This is a genomic window from Gammaproteobacteria bacterium (assembly GCA_032250735.1).
GTDB lineage: Bacteria > Pseudomonadota > Gammaproteobacteria > SZUA-152 > SZUA-152 > SZUA-152.
On sequence record JAVVEP010000002.1, the window covers coordinates 193,373 to 212,100 of the forward strand.

An 18,728-nucleotide genomic window follows, 5' to 3' on the forward strand; every position below is an offset into this window, starting at 1 on the left:
GATAATGGAAAAAATTTACCTGACCATTGCTCTGGCCCCGCTTGCAGGCGCGATCCTGGCCGGCTTTTTTGGCCAGAAGATTGGTCGCTCCGGCTCTCACTGGGTCACTAGCATCGGCGTTGCCATTTCCTTTGTGCTATCCGTCTTTGTCTTTAAGGATGTGATTGTTGATGGCGCCGCAGTGTTTAATGCCACCGTGTACACCTGGGCGGTGAGTGACGGCATTCAGTTTGAAGTCGGCTTTCTGGTGGATTCATTAACCGCGGTTATGCTTGTCGTGGTCACCTTTGTGTCACTGATGGTGCATATCTACACCATTGGCTATATGCAAGACGACGATGGCTACCAGCGTTTTTTCAGCTATATCTCGCTGTTCACGTTCTCGATGCTGATGCTGGTGATGTCCAACAACTTCATGCAGTTATTCTTCGGCTGGGAAGCGGTGGGCCTGGTGTCATACCTTCTTATCGGCTTCTGGTTTAAGCGCGAAACGGCAATCTATGCAAACATGAAGGCCTTCCTGGTCAACCGGGTCGGTGACTTTGGTTTTATATTGGGCATCGCCGCTGTGCTGATGTATTTCAATAGTCTGGATTACGCCGATGTATTCAAGGCAGCGCCGGCGATGGCTAACCTGACGATTGAACTGATTCCCGGCACGGAATGGTCTTTGATGACGGTGATTTGCATCTTGCTGTTTATCGGCGCCATGGGTAAGTCCGCGCAGGTACCCTTGCACGTATGGTTGCCGGATTCGATGGAAGGCCCCACGCCCATTTCCGCGCTGATTCATGCCGCCACCATGGTGACCGCAGGTATCTTTATGGTTGCCCGGATGTCGCCCTTGTTCGAGTTGTCCGAAACGGCATTGAGTTTTGTACTGGTGATCGGTGCGATTACGGCCTTGTTTATGGGCCTGCTGGGCATCATCCAGAACGACATCAAACGCGTTATTGCCTACTCCACGTTGTCACAGCTGGGTTACATGACGGTGGCCCTCGGCGTGTCGGCCTATGCGGCCGGTATCTTCCACCTGATGACGCATGCTGCCTTCAAGGCACTGTTATTCCTCGGCGCCGGTTCTGTGATTATCGCCATGCACCACAAGCAGGACATCCGCGAAATGGGCGGACTCCGCAAATATATGCCCGTCACTTACATATGTATGTTGATTGGTTCCTTGGCACTGATCGGTTTCCCTGGCTTCGCCGGCTTCTTTTCCAAGGATGCCATTATCGAAGCGGTGCATGCCTCGACAATTCCCGGTTCAAGCTTTGCCTACTTCGCAGTCGTGGCCGGGGTATTCATCACTGCCTTCTATAGCTTCCGCATGTTCTTCCTGGTTTTCCATGGCAAAGAACGCATGGACCACCACACCCGGGAACATCTGCACGAATCACCCAAGGTGGTCACCGTCCCCTTGATGCTATTGGCAATCCCATCGGTGCTGGCCGGTGCGTTTTATATCGAACCGATGTTGTTCGGCGATCTGTTTGCGGATGCCATTTTCGTCAAGCCGGAACACGATGTGCTGGCGACAATAGGGGAGCACTACACCGGCATCGGCGGCTTTTTGTCACACGGTGTGATGGCGTTTCCGTTCTGGCTGTCGTTGGCGGGACTGGGACTGGCGGCCTTCTTCTATCTCAAACGCCCGGATATCCCGGCCATGATCAAGGACAAATTCTCGCTCGTGTACACCGTGCTGGGTCGTAAATATGGCTTTGACGATTTCTACGACACCTTTTTCGCCGGTGGCGCACGTCGACTGGGTCAGCTGCTGTGGAACTTCGGCGACATGAAATTGATCGATGGCCTGATGGTGAACGGCACCGCCAGGGGCATAGGCTGGGTCTCCGGTAAGATCCGTGCAGCACAGACCGGGTATTTGTATCATTACGCGTTTGTGATGATTATCGGCCTGGTGGCAATGGTTAGCTGGATATCGATCGCCTGATGGTGTCGTTGTGATGCGCCTGTATTTCTCAGAACGCTCCATAAAAACCGTAAAAAAACAAACTTAAAAACAGACGAAAAAGAATAAAAGGTTATTTTGCATGCTGGCTGATTTGCCTCTCTTAAGCTTGGTAATATGGGCGCCCATTATTGGTGGCGTGTTGGTGCTGTTTGCGAGTAAAGAAGAGCAGGTGACCACGGCGAAGATACTCGCGCTTGCCGTCGCTGTCCTCACCTTCCTGCTCACCATCCCCTTGTACACGGGGTTTGACGTTTCCACCTACCAGATGCAGTTTGCTGAAAAGCTGAACTGGATACCTCTGTTTAATATCAATTATCACCTTGGTGTTGATGGTATCTCCATGCCGTTAATCCTCTTGACCTCGTTCACCACGGTGCTGGTGGTGATTGCCGGCTGGGAGGTCATCAAGGTAAAAACGGCGCAGTACATGGCCGCCTTCCTGATCATGGACGGCCTGATGATCGGCGTGTTCTCGGCGCTGGACTCGGTGCTGTTTTACGTCTTCTGGGAAGCGATGCTGATACCGATGTTTCTGATTATCGGTATCTGGGGTGGAGAGCGGCGAGTGTATGCCACCATCAAGTTCTTTATATACACCTTCCTGGGTTCCGTCTTCATGTTGGTCGCACTGATCTACATGTATACCCAATCCGGCTCATTCGGCATTCTGGACTTCCACGATATCAAGCTTGGCATGACCGAGCAGACGCTGATCTTCATCGCCTTCCTGTTGGCCTTTGCGGTAAAGGTGCCGATGTGGCCGGTACACACCTGGTTGCCCGATGCCCACGTTGAGGCACCGACCGGCGGCTCAGTGATTCTGGCGGCAATCATGCTGAAAATGGGTGCCTATGGTTTTGTGCGCTTCAGCATGCCAATTACCCCCGATGCCTCGCATGCCCTCGACTGGTTGATGATCACGCTGTCATTGATCGCAGTGGTGTATATCGCCTTCGTCGCACTGGTGCAAAGGGACATGAAGAAGCTGATCGCCTATTCATCCATCTCTCACATGGGTTTTGTGACCCTGGGCTTCTTTATAGTCTATTCGATCATCGACAACACCGGCAGCCCGCAGGGCGCCGCCATGGGCATCGAGGGCGCCCTGGTGCAGATGATTTCACACGGCTTTATTTCGGGCGCCCTGTTCCTGTGTATCGGCGTCATGTATGACAGAATGCACAGCCGTTTGATCGGTGACTACGGCGGTGTGGCTAACACTATGCCGGTGTTTGCCGCCTTCATGGTGTTCTTTGCCATGGCCAATGCGGGCCTGCCGGGCACGTCTGCCTTTGTCGGTGAGTTTTTCGTGATCCTGGCCTCTTACAAGGCCAACTTCTGGCTGGCCTTTTTGGCCGCCACCACCCTTGTGTTTGGCGCCGCCTACACACTGTGGATGGTGAAGCGGGTGATCTTTGGTGAGGTTGCCAATGACAATGTGGCTGCTCTCAAGGACATCAATAACCGCGAATTCTTTATCCTGGGAACACTTGCCGTTGCCGTGTTGGCGTTAGGTTTATGGCCGGCTCCTTTGCTTGATGTCATGCATGTCACCGTAGACCATCTTGTGCAACAAATCACACAATCGAAATTATAATTATGCAAACTAGTTTTCAGATGCCCAATTTAATGCCCGCGGTGCCGGAGATCTTTCTGCTCTCCATGACCTGTATTATCTTGCTCGCGGTTCCCTATCTTGCCGACAAAAACCGTATCTTTATCTACCTGATGACGCTGGCCAGCCTGGCAGTGACCGCAGCCCTGACCGTGGCCATGCACAACCCTGTGACGGTTTACACCTTCGATGGCTCATTTGTGAGCGATACCATGGGTGACGTACTGAAGATGTTTGTGTATCTGGTGTCTGCGGTCGTGTTTATCTATTCACGAAAATATTTGCTCGATCGAGCCATCTTCAAGGGCGAGTTTTACGTGCTGGGGTTGTTTGCCGTGCTCGGGATGATGGTGCTGATCTCGGCCCACAGCATGTTGACCATGTACCTCGGTCTGGAGTTGTTGTCACTCTCACTGTATGCACTGGTTGCCTTTCATCGGGACTCAAAGGATGCCACTGAAGCTGCCATGAAATATTTTATTTTGGGCGCCCTGGCCTCGGGCATGTTGCTGTATGGCATGTCGCTGTTATATGGCATAACCGGCACCCTTGATATCGGTGGGGTGCAGACCGCCATTGCGGGCCTGGAAGACTCCAAGAAAATGGTATTGGGGCTGGGTCTTGTACTGGTGATTGTCGGCCTGGCCTTCAAGCTGGGCGCGGTTCCCTTTCATATGTGGATTCCCGATGTGTATCACGGGGCGCCAACGGCCGTCACCCTGTTTATTGGCACCGCGCCGAAAATCGCCGCCTTCGCCATGGTCATGCGACTGCTGGTCGAAGGCCTGGGCGACATGCATGACCAGTGGCAGGATATTTTGATTATCATGGCGGTGCTCTCGATGGCGATAGGTAATGTGATTGCCATTGCACAGGCGAACATTAAACGTATGTTGGCCTATTCGACGATCTCCCACGTAGGATTTCTATTGCTTGGCATACTCGCCGGTAGCCAGGTGGGTTATACCGCTTCCATGTTCTATGCCATCGTCTATGCGCTGATGGCGATGGGCGGATTTGGGATGGTCATCCTGCTGAGCCGGGCGGGTTTTGAGGCCGATCAGCTATCGGACTTCAAGGGACTTAGCCAGCGCAGCCCCTGGTTTGCGTTCATTATGATGATTCTGATGTTCTCCATGGCCGGTGTGCCGCCGACTATTGGCTTCTACGCGAAATTTGCCGTGTTGCAGGCGGTGGTGGATGTCGGCCTGACATGGCTGGCGGTGACGGCGGTGATCTTTTCGATTATCGGCGTATTTTATTACCTGCGTATCGTCAAGCTCATGTACTTCGACAAACCTGAAGATACCCAGCCGATTGAATCGTGCACCGATATGAAACTGGTTTTATCCGCCAATGGTCTCGGTGTCCTGTTGCTTGGGCTGGCCCCCGGCAGTCTGATGGCTATGTGTGCCGCGGCGATAGGTTAGGCTTTTTTAAATCGCCAACTGTCGTTAGGGCGGATCGGCAGTGTGGCTGCCTCTGTTATACGGACACCCAATACCCGTTTGAAAAGTCTAGACCATTCCGGCAAAGGGCTGCACCCTGACGTAGTCGCCGACTTCCACCACACTGGTCTCCAGTGGCAACTCGATAAAGCAATTCGCCTTACTCATCGAGCTCAGGATTCCCGATCCCTGGGCGCCCACGCTGCTGACCACCATCTCCCCATTGCTGTCGGTTGTTATCATGCCGCGCTGAAACTCAAGGCGTCCCGGGCGTTTTTTGAGCGGGCTGGCGGTCTTTAATAGCAGAAATTTCGGCACCACGTCTTCGATGCCCATCATGCGCAGAATGGCCGGTTGTACAAACTGGTAGAAGGTGACCATCGCCGAGACGGGGTTGCCCGGTAGCCCAAAGAACTGGCAGGCCTCGATCTGTCCAAAGGCCAGTGGACGGCCGGGTTTCATGGCAATTTTCCAGAAACCCACCTGGCCCAGTTTTTCCAGCGTTTCCTTGACGAAATCCGCTTCGCCCACGGAGACGCCCCCGGTGGTGATCAGTATATCCGCCTGTTCTGCGGCGCTGGTGAAGGCCGCTTCAATCAGCCCGCGATCATCGGGGATGACGCCCATATCGATAGCCTCAACCTCCAGCCGCCGCAGCATACCATCCAGGGTGTAACGATTGCTGTCGTAAATCTGGCCATCGCCCAGGGCTTGTCCGACACTGCACAGCTCATCGCCGGTTGAGAAAAAGGCGACCCTGGGTTTTCGAAACACCGTCACGGTTGCATCGCCGATGGAGGCCAGCATACCGATGTCAGCGGGGGTCAGACGCCGGCCGGGCACAAAGACCGTTTCACCGCTGGCGAGATCTTCTCCGGCCTGGCGTACGTTTTCGCCGGCTTTATGCGCCGGGGTAATGGTGATGCTGTTGTCATGACGTTGCACCTTTTCCTGCATGATCACGGTATCCGTACCCGCCGGCATTTTCCCACCGGTCATGATGCGCGCGCATTCACCGGAGGAAATGCGGATCGCCAGCGGCTTTCCCGCCATAACGCTGCCCACAACGGTCAGCTCCCGGGTCCCGTCGGTGGGGATGTCGGCGCCGCACATCGCATAGCCATCCATGGCGGAATTGGTATGGGCCGGCACATTGATGGATGATCTCACTGTTTCCGCGAGGACACGATTTAATGCCTCGCGAATGGGGAGCGTCTCCACCTCGGTAACGGGCTTGACCGTCTCGAGTATTTTATTGCGGGCCTGATCGACCGTCAGTGCATGGGTGTCGAATTCATCACAACAGCTGGCGGCGGGGGACGGTTGGTTGGTCATGGTGATATCAATCCTTGTCAGGGTGGTAATGGCTGGCGTCAGACGTGGCTAGATTGAAATAGCGGATGATGAAGCGAAGAATCTGTTCGGCATCATTCAGATCCAGGCAGGGTAGTTCACACCCGGGTTCATCAGGGTCATCCGTGGCGATGGCGATGATGTCAGGATCAGCGGCCGCCAGCGACAGTCGATGGTGCGGCGCACGAAGCAGTTCAATCTTTGGAAAATGCTCCTGCTTGAAGCCTTCCACCAGGATAAGGTCTAGCTGATTCTGATCCAGATTCAGGAGCAGGCTGTTCAGGTCGACCTCATTAGCGTCACAACAGGATTCGGAAATCAGTGCCCATCGATACCTTGAGGCAATCAGCATCTGCTCGGCACCGGCCTTGCGCAGTTCGTAACTGTCCTTTCCCGGTGTGTCTATCTCAAAATCATGGTGGGAGTGTTTGATCACGGCAAGTCGAATATCTTTTGCCTTACACAGGGCGATCAGTGTTTTTAACAGCGTGGTCTTGCCGGTGCCGCTGGGGGCGACAAAGCCGAGAATCGGTATTGATGCATTGTCTAACATGTTATAGGTTGATCCGCCGTGTTTCCAGAAGGGATTGTGCCGTCTGTAGATCGGTCTCGGTATTGATGTTCATGAACACCTCGCTCTCGTTGGAAAAATCGACGATCACCGGCTGCAGGGTATTGACCCAGGTTTCCACTTTCCTCTGACCGGACTCGAGATAGTCTGTTAACGATGAAAGCACAGTAGGGCTATAAAGGCCAAACAGGGTCTGTAGGCGGCTGCCGTCGTGGGGGATAACGGCCGATGTGGCCCCTTCGATATAGGCCTCCCGCAGGCGCGCGGCCAGTTGCGTCGGGAACAAGGGCGCATCACAGGGGACCACGAGCACCGGCATACCGTCTGCCTGCTCCAGTGCGCGCAACAGACCGGCCAGCGGACCTGCAAAGTGACCAAAGCGGTCTTCCAGTACCGGCAAGCCGTATCGGACATAGTGTTCGATGTTGCGGTTGGCGCTGATAAAGATCCGCGCCACTTGCGGTCGCAGGCGGGCGATGGCGTGTTCGATCAGGCAGTTGCCAGCGAAGGGGATCAGGCCCTTATCGATGCCGCCCATGCGGGTTGCGCGGCCGCCTGCCAGGATCAGTCCGTTCAGTGCGGTGTTATCGGGGGAGTTTTCTGGCATAACCGTGCTAAGGGCCTGGCGGGGAATGGTCGTCTGCGCGGTAATGCACCGCGCTAATATACATCACCACCTCACCCCTGGGGGTGTTGACGGTGACTTCATCATCCACGGATTTCTTCATCAAGGCCCTGGCAACGGGCGAATCCATGCTGATATAGCCGGGCCCGGGGTCGATCTCATCCGGGCCGACAATACGGTATGTCAGGCTATTGCCGTCATCGTCCTCCAGCTCCACCCAGGCCCCGAAATAGATGCGGCGCTGATCACTCGGCGGCCTGTCGACCACCGTGATGTTGTCCAGCCGCTGGCGCAGAAACCGCACCCGCCGGTCGATCTCCCGCAGCCGCTTTTTGCCGTAGATATAATCGGCATTTTCGGAACGGTCGCCCTGAGCGGCCGCCTCGCGAACCGCCTGGGTGACCCTGGGGCGTTCCTGCTTCCACAGAACATCGAGCTCTTCCTGCAGACGGCAAAAACCCTCGCGCGTAATATATTTGGAACCCGGTTGTTGTGGAGGGCGATAGCGTCCCATCGGCGGCCTTCTGTGCTGAAACAAGGTGGCTATTCTAAAGCGTTTGCGTCTCAATGGCGCAGGCATCCGTTGCGCGAGTTACGAACACTTTGCAAAATCGGCGGTATATTCTAGCATCAAGTCACCATCATCCTTTTGGCGAAAAAACTATGTTGAGACATTACCGGATACGATTCACTGTTGCTGCCGTGGGCGTAACGATCGCCTTAGCGCTGTGGCTTGCCCCCGTTGCCCTGGCCGACAAGCCACCCCATGCGGCCATCGCCACGGCCCATCCCGAGGCGACCGCGGCCGGCCATGAGATTCTGGCACTGGGCGGCAACGCCTTTGATGCCGCGGTGGCCATTACTGCGGTAATCGGTGTGGTGGAACCCTATGGCTCCGGACTCGGGGGCGGGGGCTTCTGGTTGTTGCACCGTCAGTCCGATGGCTACCAGACCCTGCTGGATGGGCGGGAAAAGGCCCCGGCCGCGGCGCATCGCGACATGTACCTTGATGCGGAGGGCAATGTGATCGACGGCGCCGCGATCAATGGCCCCCTGGCCGCGGGCATCCCCGGCGTGCCGGCGGCCATGGTGCATCTGGCCAAAAACTATGGGCGCCTGCCGCTGCAGAAAAGCCTGGCACCCGCCATTCGCGTTGCCAGCAACGGCTTTGCGGTCGACGAACAGTATCGGCGTTACGCCACGATGCGCCTGAAGACCCTGCAACAGTATCCCGCCACTGCGGAGATTTTTCTGGAAAATGGCGCCGTGCCGCCGCTGGGTCACCGGTTACGGCAGCCGGACCTTGCCCGTACCCTGGAGACGATTGCGCAACAGGGCAATGCCGGTTTTTATCAGGGTACGATGGCCAGGCGGATCGTCGCCGGGGTCAAACAGGCCGGTGGCCTCTGGAGCCTGGCGGATCTGGAAAACTATCGGGTCATCGAACGGGAGCCGATCAGGGTGGACTATCAGGGGATGACCCTGATCTCCGCACCGCTACCATCATCCGGCGGGATTGTGCTTGCCGGCATCCTGAATATGTTAAGCCAGTATGATGTCGCGACCATGGACCGCGTTGACCGGACCCATGTCACCCTCGAGGCGATGCGGCGCGCCTATCGTGACCGGGCGGAATACCTGGGCGACAGTGATTTTGTGGAGGTGCCGGTCGCGCGACTGCTGAGCCGTGAGCACAGCCGGCAGCTGGTCCGTGATCTGCAGCTGGACCGGGCCACGCCCAGCGAGGAGCTGGCCCCGGTGGGCGATCCCGGCGGCGCGGGCGCGGATACCACCCACTTTTCCGTGCTGGATAAAGACGGTAACCGTGTGGCGGCGACGCTGAGCGTGAATTACCTGTTCGGTTCCTGTTATGTCGTGCCCGGCACCGGTTTTTTACTCAATGACGAGATGGACGATTTTTCCGCCAAGCCCGGTGTACCCAATGCCTATGGCCTGGTGGGAGCGGAGGCCAATGCGATAGCGCCCGGCAAACGGCCGCTGTCCAGCATGTCGCCCACCTTCATCGAGAATGACCGGGGTGTCGCCTTGTTGGGCACACCGGGCGGTAGCCGGATCATTACCATGGTGCTGTTGGGGGCGTTGGAGTACGACAAGGGCGGGGACGCACCGGACATTGTGAAGCGGCCGCGCTTTCATCATCAATACCTGCCCGATCTCGTCATGTATGAAAACGAGGCCTTTGATGCAGAGCTGGAGCAGGAGCTGGCCTTGCGGGGGCATGTGCTGAAAAAACAGATGTCGCCCTATGGCGGCGGCTTTGGCCATTACGGCAATATGCAGGCCGTGGTGTGGGACAAGTCCAGGAACACGGTCAGCGCGGCCAGCGACCCGCGGGGCATCGGTGCCGCGACGCTCAAATAATCCTCTACGCCAGGCGGGTGTCGGGTTTCACCCTGCCTGTAAGCATAAGCTGTTGAATAGGCTTGTCTTATTTTCGCCCCTCGGTTTTTCGGTTGCCGGCCCCATATCGGATCCGTCAATGGTCCAGTTCTTTGCGGGCCGAAGATATTCCCGCTGCCGACCACCCACATGACGAATGTTTAGGTTATAATGCGCGGTTTGGCGACCCCGGGCTTCCCGTTACAAGGGACTGAGGCTGCCAGTCGAGGGCCGCTTTGGAATTTTTAGGGTTTTCGTTACACCGCTGCAGGTAGGTGAGTGGACGGAACAATCTGTAACCAATGTGCAACCAATGTGTAAATGCATTTTCAACTTTTAGAGTACTGACATGACCGATCTAAGCCACTACAGAAATATTGGTATCTTTGCGCACGTCGACGCGGGTAAAACCACCACGACGGAACGAATTCTCAAACTCACCGGCAAGATCCACAAGATCGGTGAAGTGCATGACGGTGAAACAACCACCGACTTTATGGATCAAGAACGTGAGCGCGGGATCACCATTCAGTCCGCCGCCACCTCCTGTTTTTGGAAGGATTATCGCTTCAACATCATCGATACCCCTGGACACGTGGACTTTACCATCGAGGTATATCGTTCATTGAAAGTGCTCGACGGCGGTGTGGGCGTGTTCTGTGGATCCGGCGGTGTGGAACCGCAATCCGAAACCAACTGGCGTTATGCGAATGATTCTGAAGTTGCCCGCGTTATTTTGGTGAACAAACTGGATCGTCTGGGTGCCAATTTCTATCGCGTCGTCAAGCAGGTTGAAGATGTACTTGGTGCGAACCCACTCGTCATGGTGCTGCCCATCGGTGAAGAAGAAGATTTTGTGGGTGTTGTCGATTTACTGACCCGCAAGGCCTGGGTTTGGGATAACTCTGGTGACCCCAATAACTACGTCATTGAAGATGTGCCTGCCAATATGACCGATTTGGTTGAAGAGTGGCGTGAAAAACTCATCGAAACCGCATTGGATCAGGACGATGCGCTGATGGAGAAGTATCTGGAAGGTGAAGAGCCTGCGCTGGAAGATGTCAAAAAATGTATTCGCAAGGGCACTATCGCCCTGGACTTCTTCCCCACTTATTGTGGTTCAGCGTTCAAGAATAAAGGTATTCAGTTGGTATTGGATGCCGTGGTTGATTACCTGCCCAATCCGACCGAAGTGAAACCTCAGCCGGAAACCGATGAGGAAGGTAACGAGACGGGCAAATTTGCCATTGTCGATCCCGCGAAACCTTTCCGCGCATTGGCGTTTAAAGTCATGGATGACCGTTTTGGCGCCTTGACCTTTATGCGTATCTATTCAGGCACGTTGCACAAGGGCGATACCGTCCTTAATACCTTTACCGGCAAGAATGAGCGTATTGGTCGTATTGTCGAGATGCACGCAGATGATCGTATCGAGCGGGATTCTTGCACCGCGGGTGACATCGTGGCCTTTATCGGTCTGAAGAACACCCAGACCGGCCACACATTGAGCGATCTAAAAGATGTCGGCACGCTGGAGCCGATGGTATTCCCTGAGCCGGTTATCTCCATCGCCATCAAGCCGAAAGACAAGGGCGGCGCGGAAAAAATGGGTCTGGCCATAAACAAAATGATTGCCGAGGATCCGTCCTTCCGTGTTGAAACAGACGAAGACTCTGGCGAAACCATTATCAAGGGCATGGGCGAGCTGCATCTGGATATCAAGGTCGATATCCTCCGACGTACCCACGGCATTGATGTGGAAGTGGGTAAACCGCAGGTGGCCTATCGTGAAACCATCACCCAGCGGGTGGAGGACAGCTATACCCACAAGAAACAATCCGGTGGTTCCGGTCAATTTGCGAAGATCGACTACATCATCGAGCCGGGCGAACAGAACAGTGGCTTCACCTTTGAGTCCACGGTTACCGGTGGTAATGTGCCGCGCGAATACTGGCCTGCGGTGCAGAAGGGCTTTAACAGCATGATGAACCAGGGTGTATTGGCCGGGTTCCCTGTGCTGGACGTCCATGTCAATCTCACGGACGGTGGTTTCCACGCAGTGGACTCCTCGGCCATCGCCTTTGAAATCGCCGGTAAATCCGCTTTTCGTCAGAGTATTCCGAAGGCTGGCGCACAGCTGCTGGAGCCCATCATGAAGGTGGATGTGTTCACACCTGAAGACCATGTGGGTGACGTGATTGGTGACCTTAACCGTCGTCGCGGCATGATTGCCGGTCAGGAACCCGGTCCCACCGGTGTGCGTATCAAGGCCAATGCGCCATTGGCGGAGATGTTTGGTTACATCGGCGATCTGCGTACCATGACCTCGGGTCGTGGCCAGTTCTCCATGGAATTCGCACACTATGCACCGTGTCCGAAGAATGTGGCCGATGCCGTGATCAAGGAAGTACAGGAACGTAACGCCAAGAAGTAGTGATAATACGGCCGCGCTGGTCAGGCGGTTTGTCAAAAAAGGCCGGATGAGTTTTCATCCGGCCTTTTTTTTCGACCCCATCATTTTTTATTATCGAGTCACATGAAAAGAATACCTTCCCATACGCCTCGTTACGAGGAAGGGTCTTTCCAGATCTTTTTTTCGATCGCCAGGGTCAATGCATTATTGGACAGCCAGACCTGGCCGTCCTGCAGAGTGCACTGCAACTCGATGTTGCGATCCACCATCGCTTCAAGCTCATCGCTATCGGCGACTGATAGATTGATGACGCTCAGGTTCCGGAAGCGTTTCAGCCTGGGCTCGATTTGTGACCACCATATCGCGGAGGATCGCTGATTGTAGGTATAAATGATGACGGACTTTGCCTTGCCACAGGCCTGGCGAATCCGTTTTTCATCGGGTTGACCGAGATCAATCCATAGCAGGATTTCATTGGTCAGGTTTTTTTCCCAGATATCCGGCTCATCATCGGTACTGAGTCCCTTGGTGAAGCTCAGCGCATCCGAGGCGTGTAGGGCGAAGGCGACGATGCGCATTAGCATGCGTGCATTCGTTTCGGAAGGGTGACGTGCCAGGGTCAACTGGTGGGTCTGGTAGTAATGCCGGTCGAGATCCGAGATCTGCAGATCCAGTTTAAAAACCGTCGATTTTAATGCCACTCGTCTTCCTTTTGCCTCAGCTGCATCGGGCGCTTAATATGTCACATGATAAGCCTATTTCATCACGAGATCTGTTGCCGTGAAACCAGAAACTAATCCCTGGTACGTTTATATCATCGTGTGCTCTGACACCTCTCTTTACACCGGGATCAGCACCGATGTCGAGCGTCGGTTTCTGGAACATAAACATCATAAAGGCGCCAAATATTTCCGTGCGCGCTCCCCAGAAGAGATGGTCTATGTGGAGGGCGGTCATACCCGATCCACCGCCAGCCAGCGTGAGGCAGTGATCAAAAAACTGGATCGGCAGGAAAAGCTCTCCCTAATCAACTCGGACCGGAATACGCTTCCTAGGTCGCGACAATGATGCGTAGCGCATCCAGACGCACCGTTGCCGAGGCCAGTGCGCGATTGACCGCATCTCGCTGAGCGACAAAGAAGTCGATCTCTTCGCTGCGCACATTGGGATTGTGCGCCTTGAGCCCCCGCAGGCGTGCAATCTCCGGCTCCAGTGTTTCCACAATCAGTTTTCTGGCGCCGTCGATGAGACTCGGTTTCTGCGCCAGAGCCAACTGTTCGCTGGCCTCCACCATCAATTTTATCTCTCGGGTTTGTGAACGGATCACGGCATTGGCGGTTTCGGTATCGACCGGGATCAGCGATTGATTGATGTCGCCATGCTTGAGACTGCCGGTCACATTTTTCCCGCGCTGATCGAGGACCAGTCGAATCGCAGTCGGGGGGAGATAGCGTTTTGATTGCAGCGTGTTGTCGGCAACGGGCTCGAGGATGTACACGCACTCCAGATACATCGTGCCTGTCGACAGCTGTGGGTATTTTATGGCGACCAGCGAAGTGTTGCCGGTCTGGTTGCTGAGCACCAGATCCAGTGCGCCGGTGGCAAGTGGGTGCTCCCAGGTAATAAAGTGCATGTCTTCATTGGAGAGTGCCAGATCACGACGGTAGGTGACCTTCATGCCGTCACTTTCAAGTCCGGGAAAATGCGAGTGCATGTGCTCGCCCGGCCGGACAATGTAACAGTCGGTACTGTGAATTTCGGTATCGACACCAAAGCAGTCAAAGACCTTTTCCAGATAATCCTGGATAGCGGTGTTTTCATCGCTGGATTGCGCTCGTTCCTGCAATTTTTTGGCGGCCGCGGGTATACAGGAATTGTATTCCAGCAATATGTCCCGGCCCTTATGCAGTTTTTCATTGAGCGCGGCCGACAGTTCCCTGGCCTGGCTGATCAGTGTGGCGTGGCGTTCGGTCTGTTGCAGGCAGGCCAGTTCCTGCAGAAATTCATCCTCCAGTTGCTGGAACACATTGGGTCCTACCGGGCAGGTCTTTTCGAACGCGGACAGCCCCTGCTGATACCAGTGGAACATCAGGCTCTGTGGACTCTCCGTAAAATAGGGTGCATGAATCTGGATGGTCTGTGTCTGGCCGATGCGATCCAGGCGACCGATCCGCTGTTCCAGCAGATCCGGGTTCAACGGTAGATCAAATAGTACCAGGTGATGCGAAAACTGGAAGTTGCGACCCTCGCTGCCGATCTCCGAGCAGATCAGAATCTGCCCACCGTTTTCCATATCGGCAAAATGGGCGGCGGCCCGGTCACGTTCGATGATACTGAGGTTTTCGTGGAACACCGGTGCATGCAGTCCTGTCCGGGTCTTGAGTGCCTGTGCGATCCCCAGGGCCGTCGATGTGTTGGCGGCGATGACCAGGATCTTTGCTGGCCGGTAGTGCCGGATGGTGTCCAGCAGCCAGTCGATCCTCGGGTCGAAGGATGTCCACACCGCCTGCTCGGCTTTCGCCGGCGGCAATATATCCGGACACAGCAACGACCTTGCGCTGGATAGATCGAGCGGTTGATGGGCGTCGATGAAGGTTTGGTAGTTGTCGGCGTAGGCTGCGGGCAGCGGCAGAGGGTAGGCGTTGAGCTGTCGTCCCGGAAAGCCTTTGACCGCCGCGCGCGTATTGCGAAACAGTACCCGACCCGTGCCATGGCGATCCAGCAGCATATCCACAAGTCGCTGCTTGATGTCCTGCCGGCGAGCCCCCGCGGCATCGCTGCCGTTATCATCGGCGGTCAGACACTGGATCAGGGCGGCATTACTGGCATCATCGTTCTCCACCAGCACCTGCTGCAGGGTCGCCTGTGTTGCCGGCGATATTTTTTCATCGCTGGTTAATGTGCGCAGCAGTTCTTCCACGGCCTCGGCGACAGGACGGTAATGCTTTTCCTCCTCAAGGAATGCATCAAAATCCGGGAACCGGTCAGGGTCCAGCAGCCGCAGCCGCGCGAAATGACTCTCCTTGCCGAGCTGCTCCGGGGTTGCCGTCAGTAACAGAACCCCCTTGGTCTCGGCCGCCAGCGCCTCGATCAACGCATATTCCGGGCTGCTGTTGCCGGGTGACCATTGCAGGTGATGCGCCTCATCCACCACCAGAAGATCCCATTCACCGGCCAGCACCTGTTCCACCCGGCGGGAATTGGTCGACAAGAAACCCTGGCTGCACAAGATGAGCTGTTCGGTCTGGAAGGGGTTTACCTGTTCGGTGCCTTCCTCCAGGTCCGCGCAGCGTTCTTCATCAAACACACTGAAGTAGAGATTGAAGCGGCGCAGCATCTCGACCAGCCACTGATGCACCAGGCTTTCAGGGACAATGATCAACACCCGTCTGGCCCGTTCCGTCAACAATTGCTGATGCAGGATCAGACCGGCCTCAATGGTTTTGCCCAGACCAACCTCGTCCGCCAGCAGCACGCGCGGGGCGTAACGGTGCGCCACCTCATGGGCGATAAAAAGCTGATGGGGTATGAGACTGGTACGCACACCGATCAGGCCATAGAGGTCGGAATGGGCGAGGCGGTTGGCATAGCGCAGGCTCTGGTAGCGCAGCTCGAACCACTTGTTGGCATCAAGCTGGCCGGCAAACAGCCGCTCGGTGGGGCGGTTTAATTGAATGGCGTTGTCCAGCTGCGTCTCCGGCCAGGCCAGGGTTTCGCCCCGCGCACCCTTGCCGCGATAGATCAGCAGGCCAGCCTGTTCGCTCACGGACTCCACATGCAGGATCTCACCGGCCTGGTTGTGGACGCTGTCGCCGGGCCCGAATCTGACGCGGGTCAGGGGTGCGGTCTGTTTTGCATAGATGCGGGTCTCGCCGGTGGCGAGAAAGTCCACGGTAATGGTGCGATGCTCAACGGCGACGATGGTGCCCAGGCCCATGTCCGCCTCGGTGTCACTGATCCAGCGTTGGCCGACGGTTATTTCTTGCACGATATTGCGTCTCTGGGGTTAGAAATTTCATTCGTTAGGGGCGGCGTATAGTAGATGAAACAGGCGTCGATTCCCACCGCAAACCCCGCCGCGCCCGCGGCAGACATGCCCCGCTGCATGCCGGTTCAGGCCTGTTAGTCGCCGTGCTGGGCGCGCCTCCTTCTCCCTACGTTCGGCCAGCCCCCTTGTTTGGCATTAAACCTGCATATTCCCTGTGCAATGCGCACAGGCGTGGCTCACCACGGCCTGATGATGTCATCGCCAGCGCCGCTATGAGGCAGGGTTTTATGGGTTATCGATGGGTTTTATCAATGGGTCTATCACTGGGTTTATCAATGCGTAATCAAACACGCTGGATCGTGATTTGCTGAATCTTTCCGTTTTTCAAGCGTGGCCACACGCGCCGCATCGGCCGACCAGGGCGATGTTCGTGGTCGCGATGCTGTGCGCGTGCTGCGCCAGTCGTGTAGTGGTGGCGGCAGAGCTGCCGGATGCCTCAAAACCCGGCGGGGCGCAGGCCGGTAGCGAGTTAAGGATGCCGGTTCCGCCCAATATGCGCCGTTTTTTGGCGACGCCCGAGGCGGAGCAGGCCCCGAAACCGGTGCCGGCCGGGACGCAGATCGAGGTCACTGCCATCGTGCTGGAGGGCGTGGTGGAGCGCCCGGAACACGATATTCGGCTGGCCGAACTGAACGCCTTTGTGGAGCAACAACGTCAGCGGCTGTTGGCGCCGCCGAGCGCGGTAGAGGCGGCGGACAAGGCGGCCCCCCTGTCCGCACAAGACCGGGGTAAGCTGCTGAAAAAACTGGACAATGCCGATGGACAAAAAAGCGCGGATGACACCCTGCAAGAACTGGAACAGACGATCCAGGATTTTCGCCGCAAATCCGGCCCGAGCAATGAGCTGAGCCTCGCGCAACTGCAAGAGATTGCCGCCCAGGTGGCTCAATATTACCAGCAGCGGGGGTTTATCCTGGTGCGGGCGGTGATTCCGCCGCAGACGATCCAGGAGGGCCGCGTCCATATCCGCGTGCTGGAGGGGATTCTGGGCAATGTCAGCATCGAGAAAAACCGGGACTACAACCGGGAACAGATGCTGCGCCCGTTCACGGATCTGGTGGGACAACCCGTCACCCGGCAGGCGATTGAGGAGGCGATGCTGCTGCTCAACGATTACCCCGGGCTGGAGACCTTCGCGGTATTCCGCCCCGGCCTGCATCCGGGCGAAACGGATCTGCTGGTCTCGGTGCTGGCGGAAAAGACCCTCAACACCAACCTGCACTTTGACAACTATGGCTCGGAATACACCGGTGAATACCGCACCCGGCTGGATGTGGAATGGAACAATCTCTCCAGCGCGATCGACAGACTGCGGGCAAGTTACTCGAAGACCTATGACCCCCAGAACGGCAGCTATGGCTCCCTGTATTATGAACGCATGGCCTTCGGCCCCCGGAATCTGCTGGGCGTGGGCGCCAGCAGCAACCACTATAGCCTCGGCTCCATCCTCGAGCCCTTCGGCATCTCCGGCACCACCACCCTGGCCCAGGCCTACTGGCGGCGTGCATTTCACCGCAGCCGATTACTTAATAGCTATGGCTTACTTCAACTCAGCCGCAAATCCGCCAAACTTGATGTCACCGAAGGCGAAGACCGGGCCGATGAATTGACCGTGTTCAGTCTGGAGAGTGGTTTTAATTGGGCCGGCAGTTCACGGCGACACATGGCCAATGGCCGGCTCCACTACCACCAGGGCGTTGAAGGCCTGCTGGGGGCGATGGAGGCAACCAGTGATCCCGCGCTGACCGAGGCCAGTCGTCGCGGCGGTTCGGGGGCCTTTGCCGGTGGTGGATTTTCCAAACTCAATCTGGATTACGACCACTGGTACAGCATGACGCCAGGACACATGTTGCATCTCTCGTTGCGCGGTCAGCACTCGCAGGATCTGTTGACCTCGCTGGAACAAATGGCCATTGGTGGGCCCAATAGCGTGCGGGCCTATCCCACGGCGGCCTTTTTGCGGGATTCGGCCGTCTCCACCAGCATCGAATGGCTGATGCAGGCCCCCGGTTTTTCCCAGTGGAAGGCCTTCGGCAATAAGCGCTGGGGCGAGGTGTTGCAGGTTTCGCTGTTTATGGATTATGCCAAGGGCTGGTTGAATGACCCCCTGGCGAGCGACCGTGAGGTGGTCAGTATCAGCGGCATCGGCGCCGGGCTGCGTTTTAATTATGAAACATTTTCCGCACGTTTTGAGTTTGCCTCGCCACTGGGTGATGAACCGCCGGACAATGACCGAGACCCGCAATATTTCCTGGAAATGAATTATGGATTTTAACC

At 56.2% G+C, this 18,728-nt stretch carries 13 protein-coding genes; 7 read left to right on the forward strand and 6 right to left on the reverse strand.

What is annotated here, in order from left to right; genetic code table 11:
* The first annotated feature begins 4 nt into the window (after window positions 1–4).
* The 3 genes from nuoL to nuoN all read left to right on the forward strand — a co-directional run bounded on the left by nuoL (window position 5) and on the right by nuoN (window position 5,023).
* Window positions 5–1,957, forward strand: a complete 1,953-nt coding sequence (gene nuoL / locus RRB22_02285) for an NADH-quinone oxidoreductase subunit L (GenBank protein ID MDT8383218.1) — start codon at window positions 5–7, stop codon at window positions 1,955–1,957.
* 100 nt (window positions 1,958–2,057) lie between these two features.
* Window positions 2,058–3,575 (forward strand): NADH-quinone oxidoreductase subunit M, encoded by a 1,518-nt coding sequence (locus RRB22_02290; GenBank protein ID MDT8383219.1) that lies wholly within the window; start codon window positions 2,058–2,060, stop codon window positions 3,573–3,575.
* 2 nt (window positions 3,576–3,577) lie between these two features.
* Window positions 3,578–5,023: an NADH-quinone oxidoreductase subunit NuoN gene (gene nuoN / locus RRB22_02295; protein MDT8383220.1), complete on the forward strand. Its 1,446-nt coding sequence runs from the start codon at window positions 3,578–3,580 to the stop codon at window positions 5,021–5,023.
* Window positions 5,024–5,110: 87 nt separating this feature from the next.
* Here nuoN and RRB22_02300 read toward each other — a convergent pair whose 3' ends face one another.
* Genes RRB22_02300 through greB form a run of 4 tightly spaced genes read right to left on the reverse strand, consistent with a single transcriptional unit; the run spans window position 5,111 to window position 8,104 of the window.
* Window positions 5,111–6,376 (reverse strand): molybdopterin-binding protein, encoded by a 1,266-nt coding sequence (locus tag RRB22_02300; protein ID MDT8383221.1) that lies wholly within the window; start codon window positions 6,374–6,376, stop codon window positions 5,111–5,113.
* Between the two features lie 7 nt (window positions 6,377–6,383).
* Entirely contained in the window at window positions 6,384–6,947 is a 564-nt protein-coding gene (mobB, locus tag RRB22_02305) for a molybdopterin-guanine dinucleotide biosynthesis protein B (GenBank protein MDT8383222.1), read from the reverse strand.
* A gap of 1 nt (window position 6,948) precedes the next feature.
* A complete protein-coding gene (gene mobA / locus RRB22_02310) occupies window positions 6,949–7,572 on the reverse strand; it encodes a molybdenum cofactor guanylyltransferase MobA (GenBank protein MDT8383223.1) in 624 nt (207 codons plus the stop codon).
* A 7-nt stretch (window positions 7,573–7,579) separates the two neighbouring features.
* The gene (gene greB, locus RRB22_02315) at window positions 7,580–8,104 is read right to left on the reverse strand and encodes a transcription elongation factor GreB (GenBank protein MDT8383224.1); all 525 of its coding nucleotides are present in this window, start codon (window positions 8,102–8,104) and stop codon (window positions 7,580–7,582) included.
* 149 nt (window positions 8,105–8,253) lie between these two features.
* On the opposite strand from greB, the gene ggt reads away from it, so the two are divergent.
* Window positions 8,254–9,972: a gamma-glutamyltransferase gene (ggt, locus tag RRB22_02320; protein MDT8383225.1), complete on the forward strand. Its 1,719-nt coding sequence runs from the start codon at window positions 8,254–8,256 to the stop codon at window positions 9,970–9,972.
* A gap of 367 nt (window positions 9,973–10,339) precedes the next feature.
* Window positions 10,340–12,424, forward strand: a complete 2,085-nt coding sequence (gene fusA, locus RRB22_02325) for an elongation factor G (protein ID MDT8383226.1) — start codon at window positions 10,340–10,342, stop codon at window positions 12,422–12,424.
* A gap of 131 nt (window positions 12,425–12,555) precedes the next feature.
* Here the strand turns inward: fusA and RRB22_02330 are convergent, their stop codons facing one another.
* Complete coding sequence (locus RRB22_02330; protein ID MDT8383227.1) at window positions 12,556–13,104, reverse strand: YaeQ family protein; 549 nt, start codon at window positions 13,102–13,104, stop codon at window positions 12,556–12,558.
* Between the two features lie 79 nt (window positions 13,105–13,183).
* On the opposite strand from RRB22_02330, the gene RRB22_02335 reads away from it, so the two are divergent.
* On the forward strand, window positions 13,184–13,471 hold the full coding sequence (locus RRB22_02335) for a GIY-YIG nuclease family protein (protein MDT8383228.1): 288 nt from the start codon (window positions 13,184–13,186) through the stop codon (window positions 13,469–13,471).
* On the opposite strand, the gene rapA is transcribed toward RRB22_02335, so the two are convergent.
* Window positions 13,455–16,391, reverse strand: a complete 2,937-nt coding sequence (gene rapA / locus RRB22_02340) for an RNA polymerase-associated protein RapA (protein ID MDT8383229.1) — start codon at window positions 16,389–16,391, stop codon at window positions 13,455–13,457. The genes RRB22_02335 and rapA overlap by 17 nt on opposite strands.
* Before the next feature lie 439 nt (window positions 16,392–16,830).
* Here rapA and RRB22_02345 point away from each other — a divergent pair, with 439 nt between their 5' ends.
* Window positions 16,831–18,726: a ShlB/FhaC/HecB family hemolysin secretion/activation protein gene (locus tag RRB22_02345; protein MDT8383230.1), complete on the forward strand. Its 1,896-nt coding sequence runs from the start codon at window positions 16,831–16,833 to the stop codon at window positions 18,724–18,726.
* Window positions 18,727–18,728: the final 2 nt, after the last annotated feature.

Excerpts from the sequence above, each read along its gene's own strand:
- nuoL (MDT8383218.1), top strand. The coding sequence starts at position 5 with ATGGAAAAAATTTACCTGACCATTGCTCTGGCCCCGCTTGCAGGCGCG.
- RRB22_02290 (MDT8383219.1), top strand. The coding sequence starts at position 2,058 with ATGCTGGCTGATTTGCCTCTCTTAAGCTTGGTAATATGGGCGCCCATT.
- nuoN (MDT8383220.1), top strand. The coding sequence starts at position 3,578 with ATGCAAACTAGTTTTCAGATGCCCAATTTAATGCCCGCGGTGCCGGAG.
- RRB22_02300 (MDT8383221.1), bottom strand. The coding sequence starts at position 6,376 with ATGACCAACCAACCGTCCCCCGCCGCCAGCTGTTGTGATGAATTCGAC.
- mobB (MDT8383222.1), bottom strand. The coding sequence starts at position 6,947 with ATGTTAGACAATGCATCAATACCGATTCTCGGCTTTGTCGCCCCCAGC.
- mobA (MDT8383223.1), bottom strand. The coding sequence starts at position 7,572 with ATGCCAGAAAACTCCCCCGATAACACCGCACTGAACGGACTGATCCTG.
- greB (MDT8383224.1), bottom strand. The coding sequence starts at position 8,104 with ATGGGACGCTATCGCCCTCCACAACAACCGGGTTCCAAATATATTACG.
- ggt (MDT8383225.1), top strand. The coding sequence starts at position 8,254 with ATGTTGAGACATTACCGGATACGATTCACTGTTGCTGCCGTGGGCGTA.
- fusA (MDT8383226.1), top strand. The coding sequence starts at position 10,340 with ATGACCGATCTAAGCCACTACAGAAATATTGGTATCTTTGCGCACGTC.
- RRB22_02345 (MDT8383230.1), top strand. The coding sequence starts at position 16,831 with ATGCTGTGCGCGTGCTGCGCCAGTCGTGTAGTGGTGGCGGCAGAGCTG.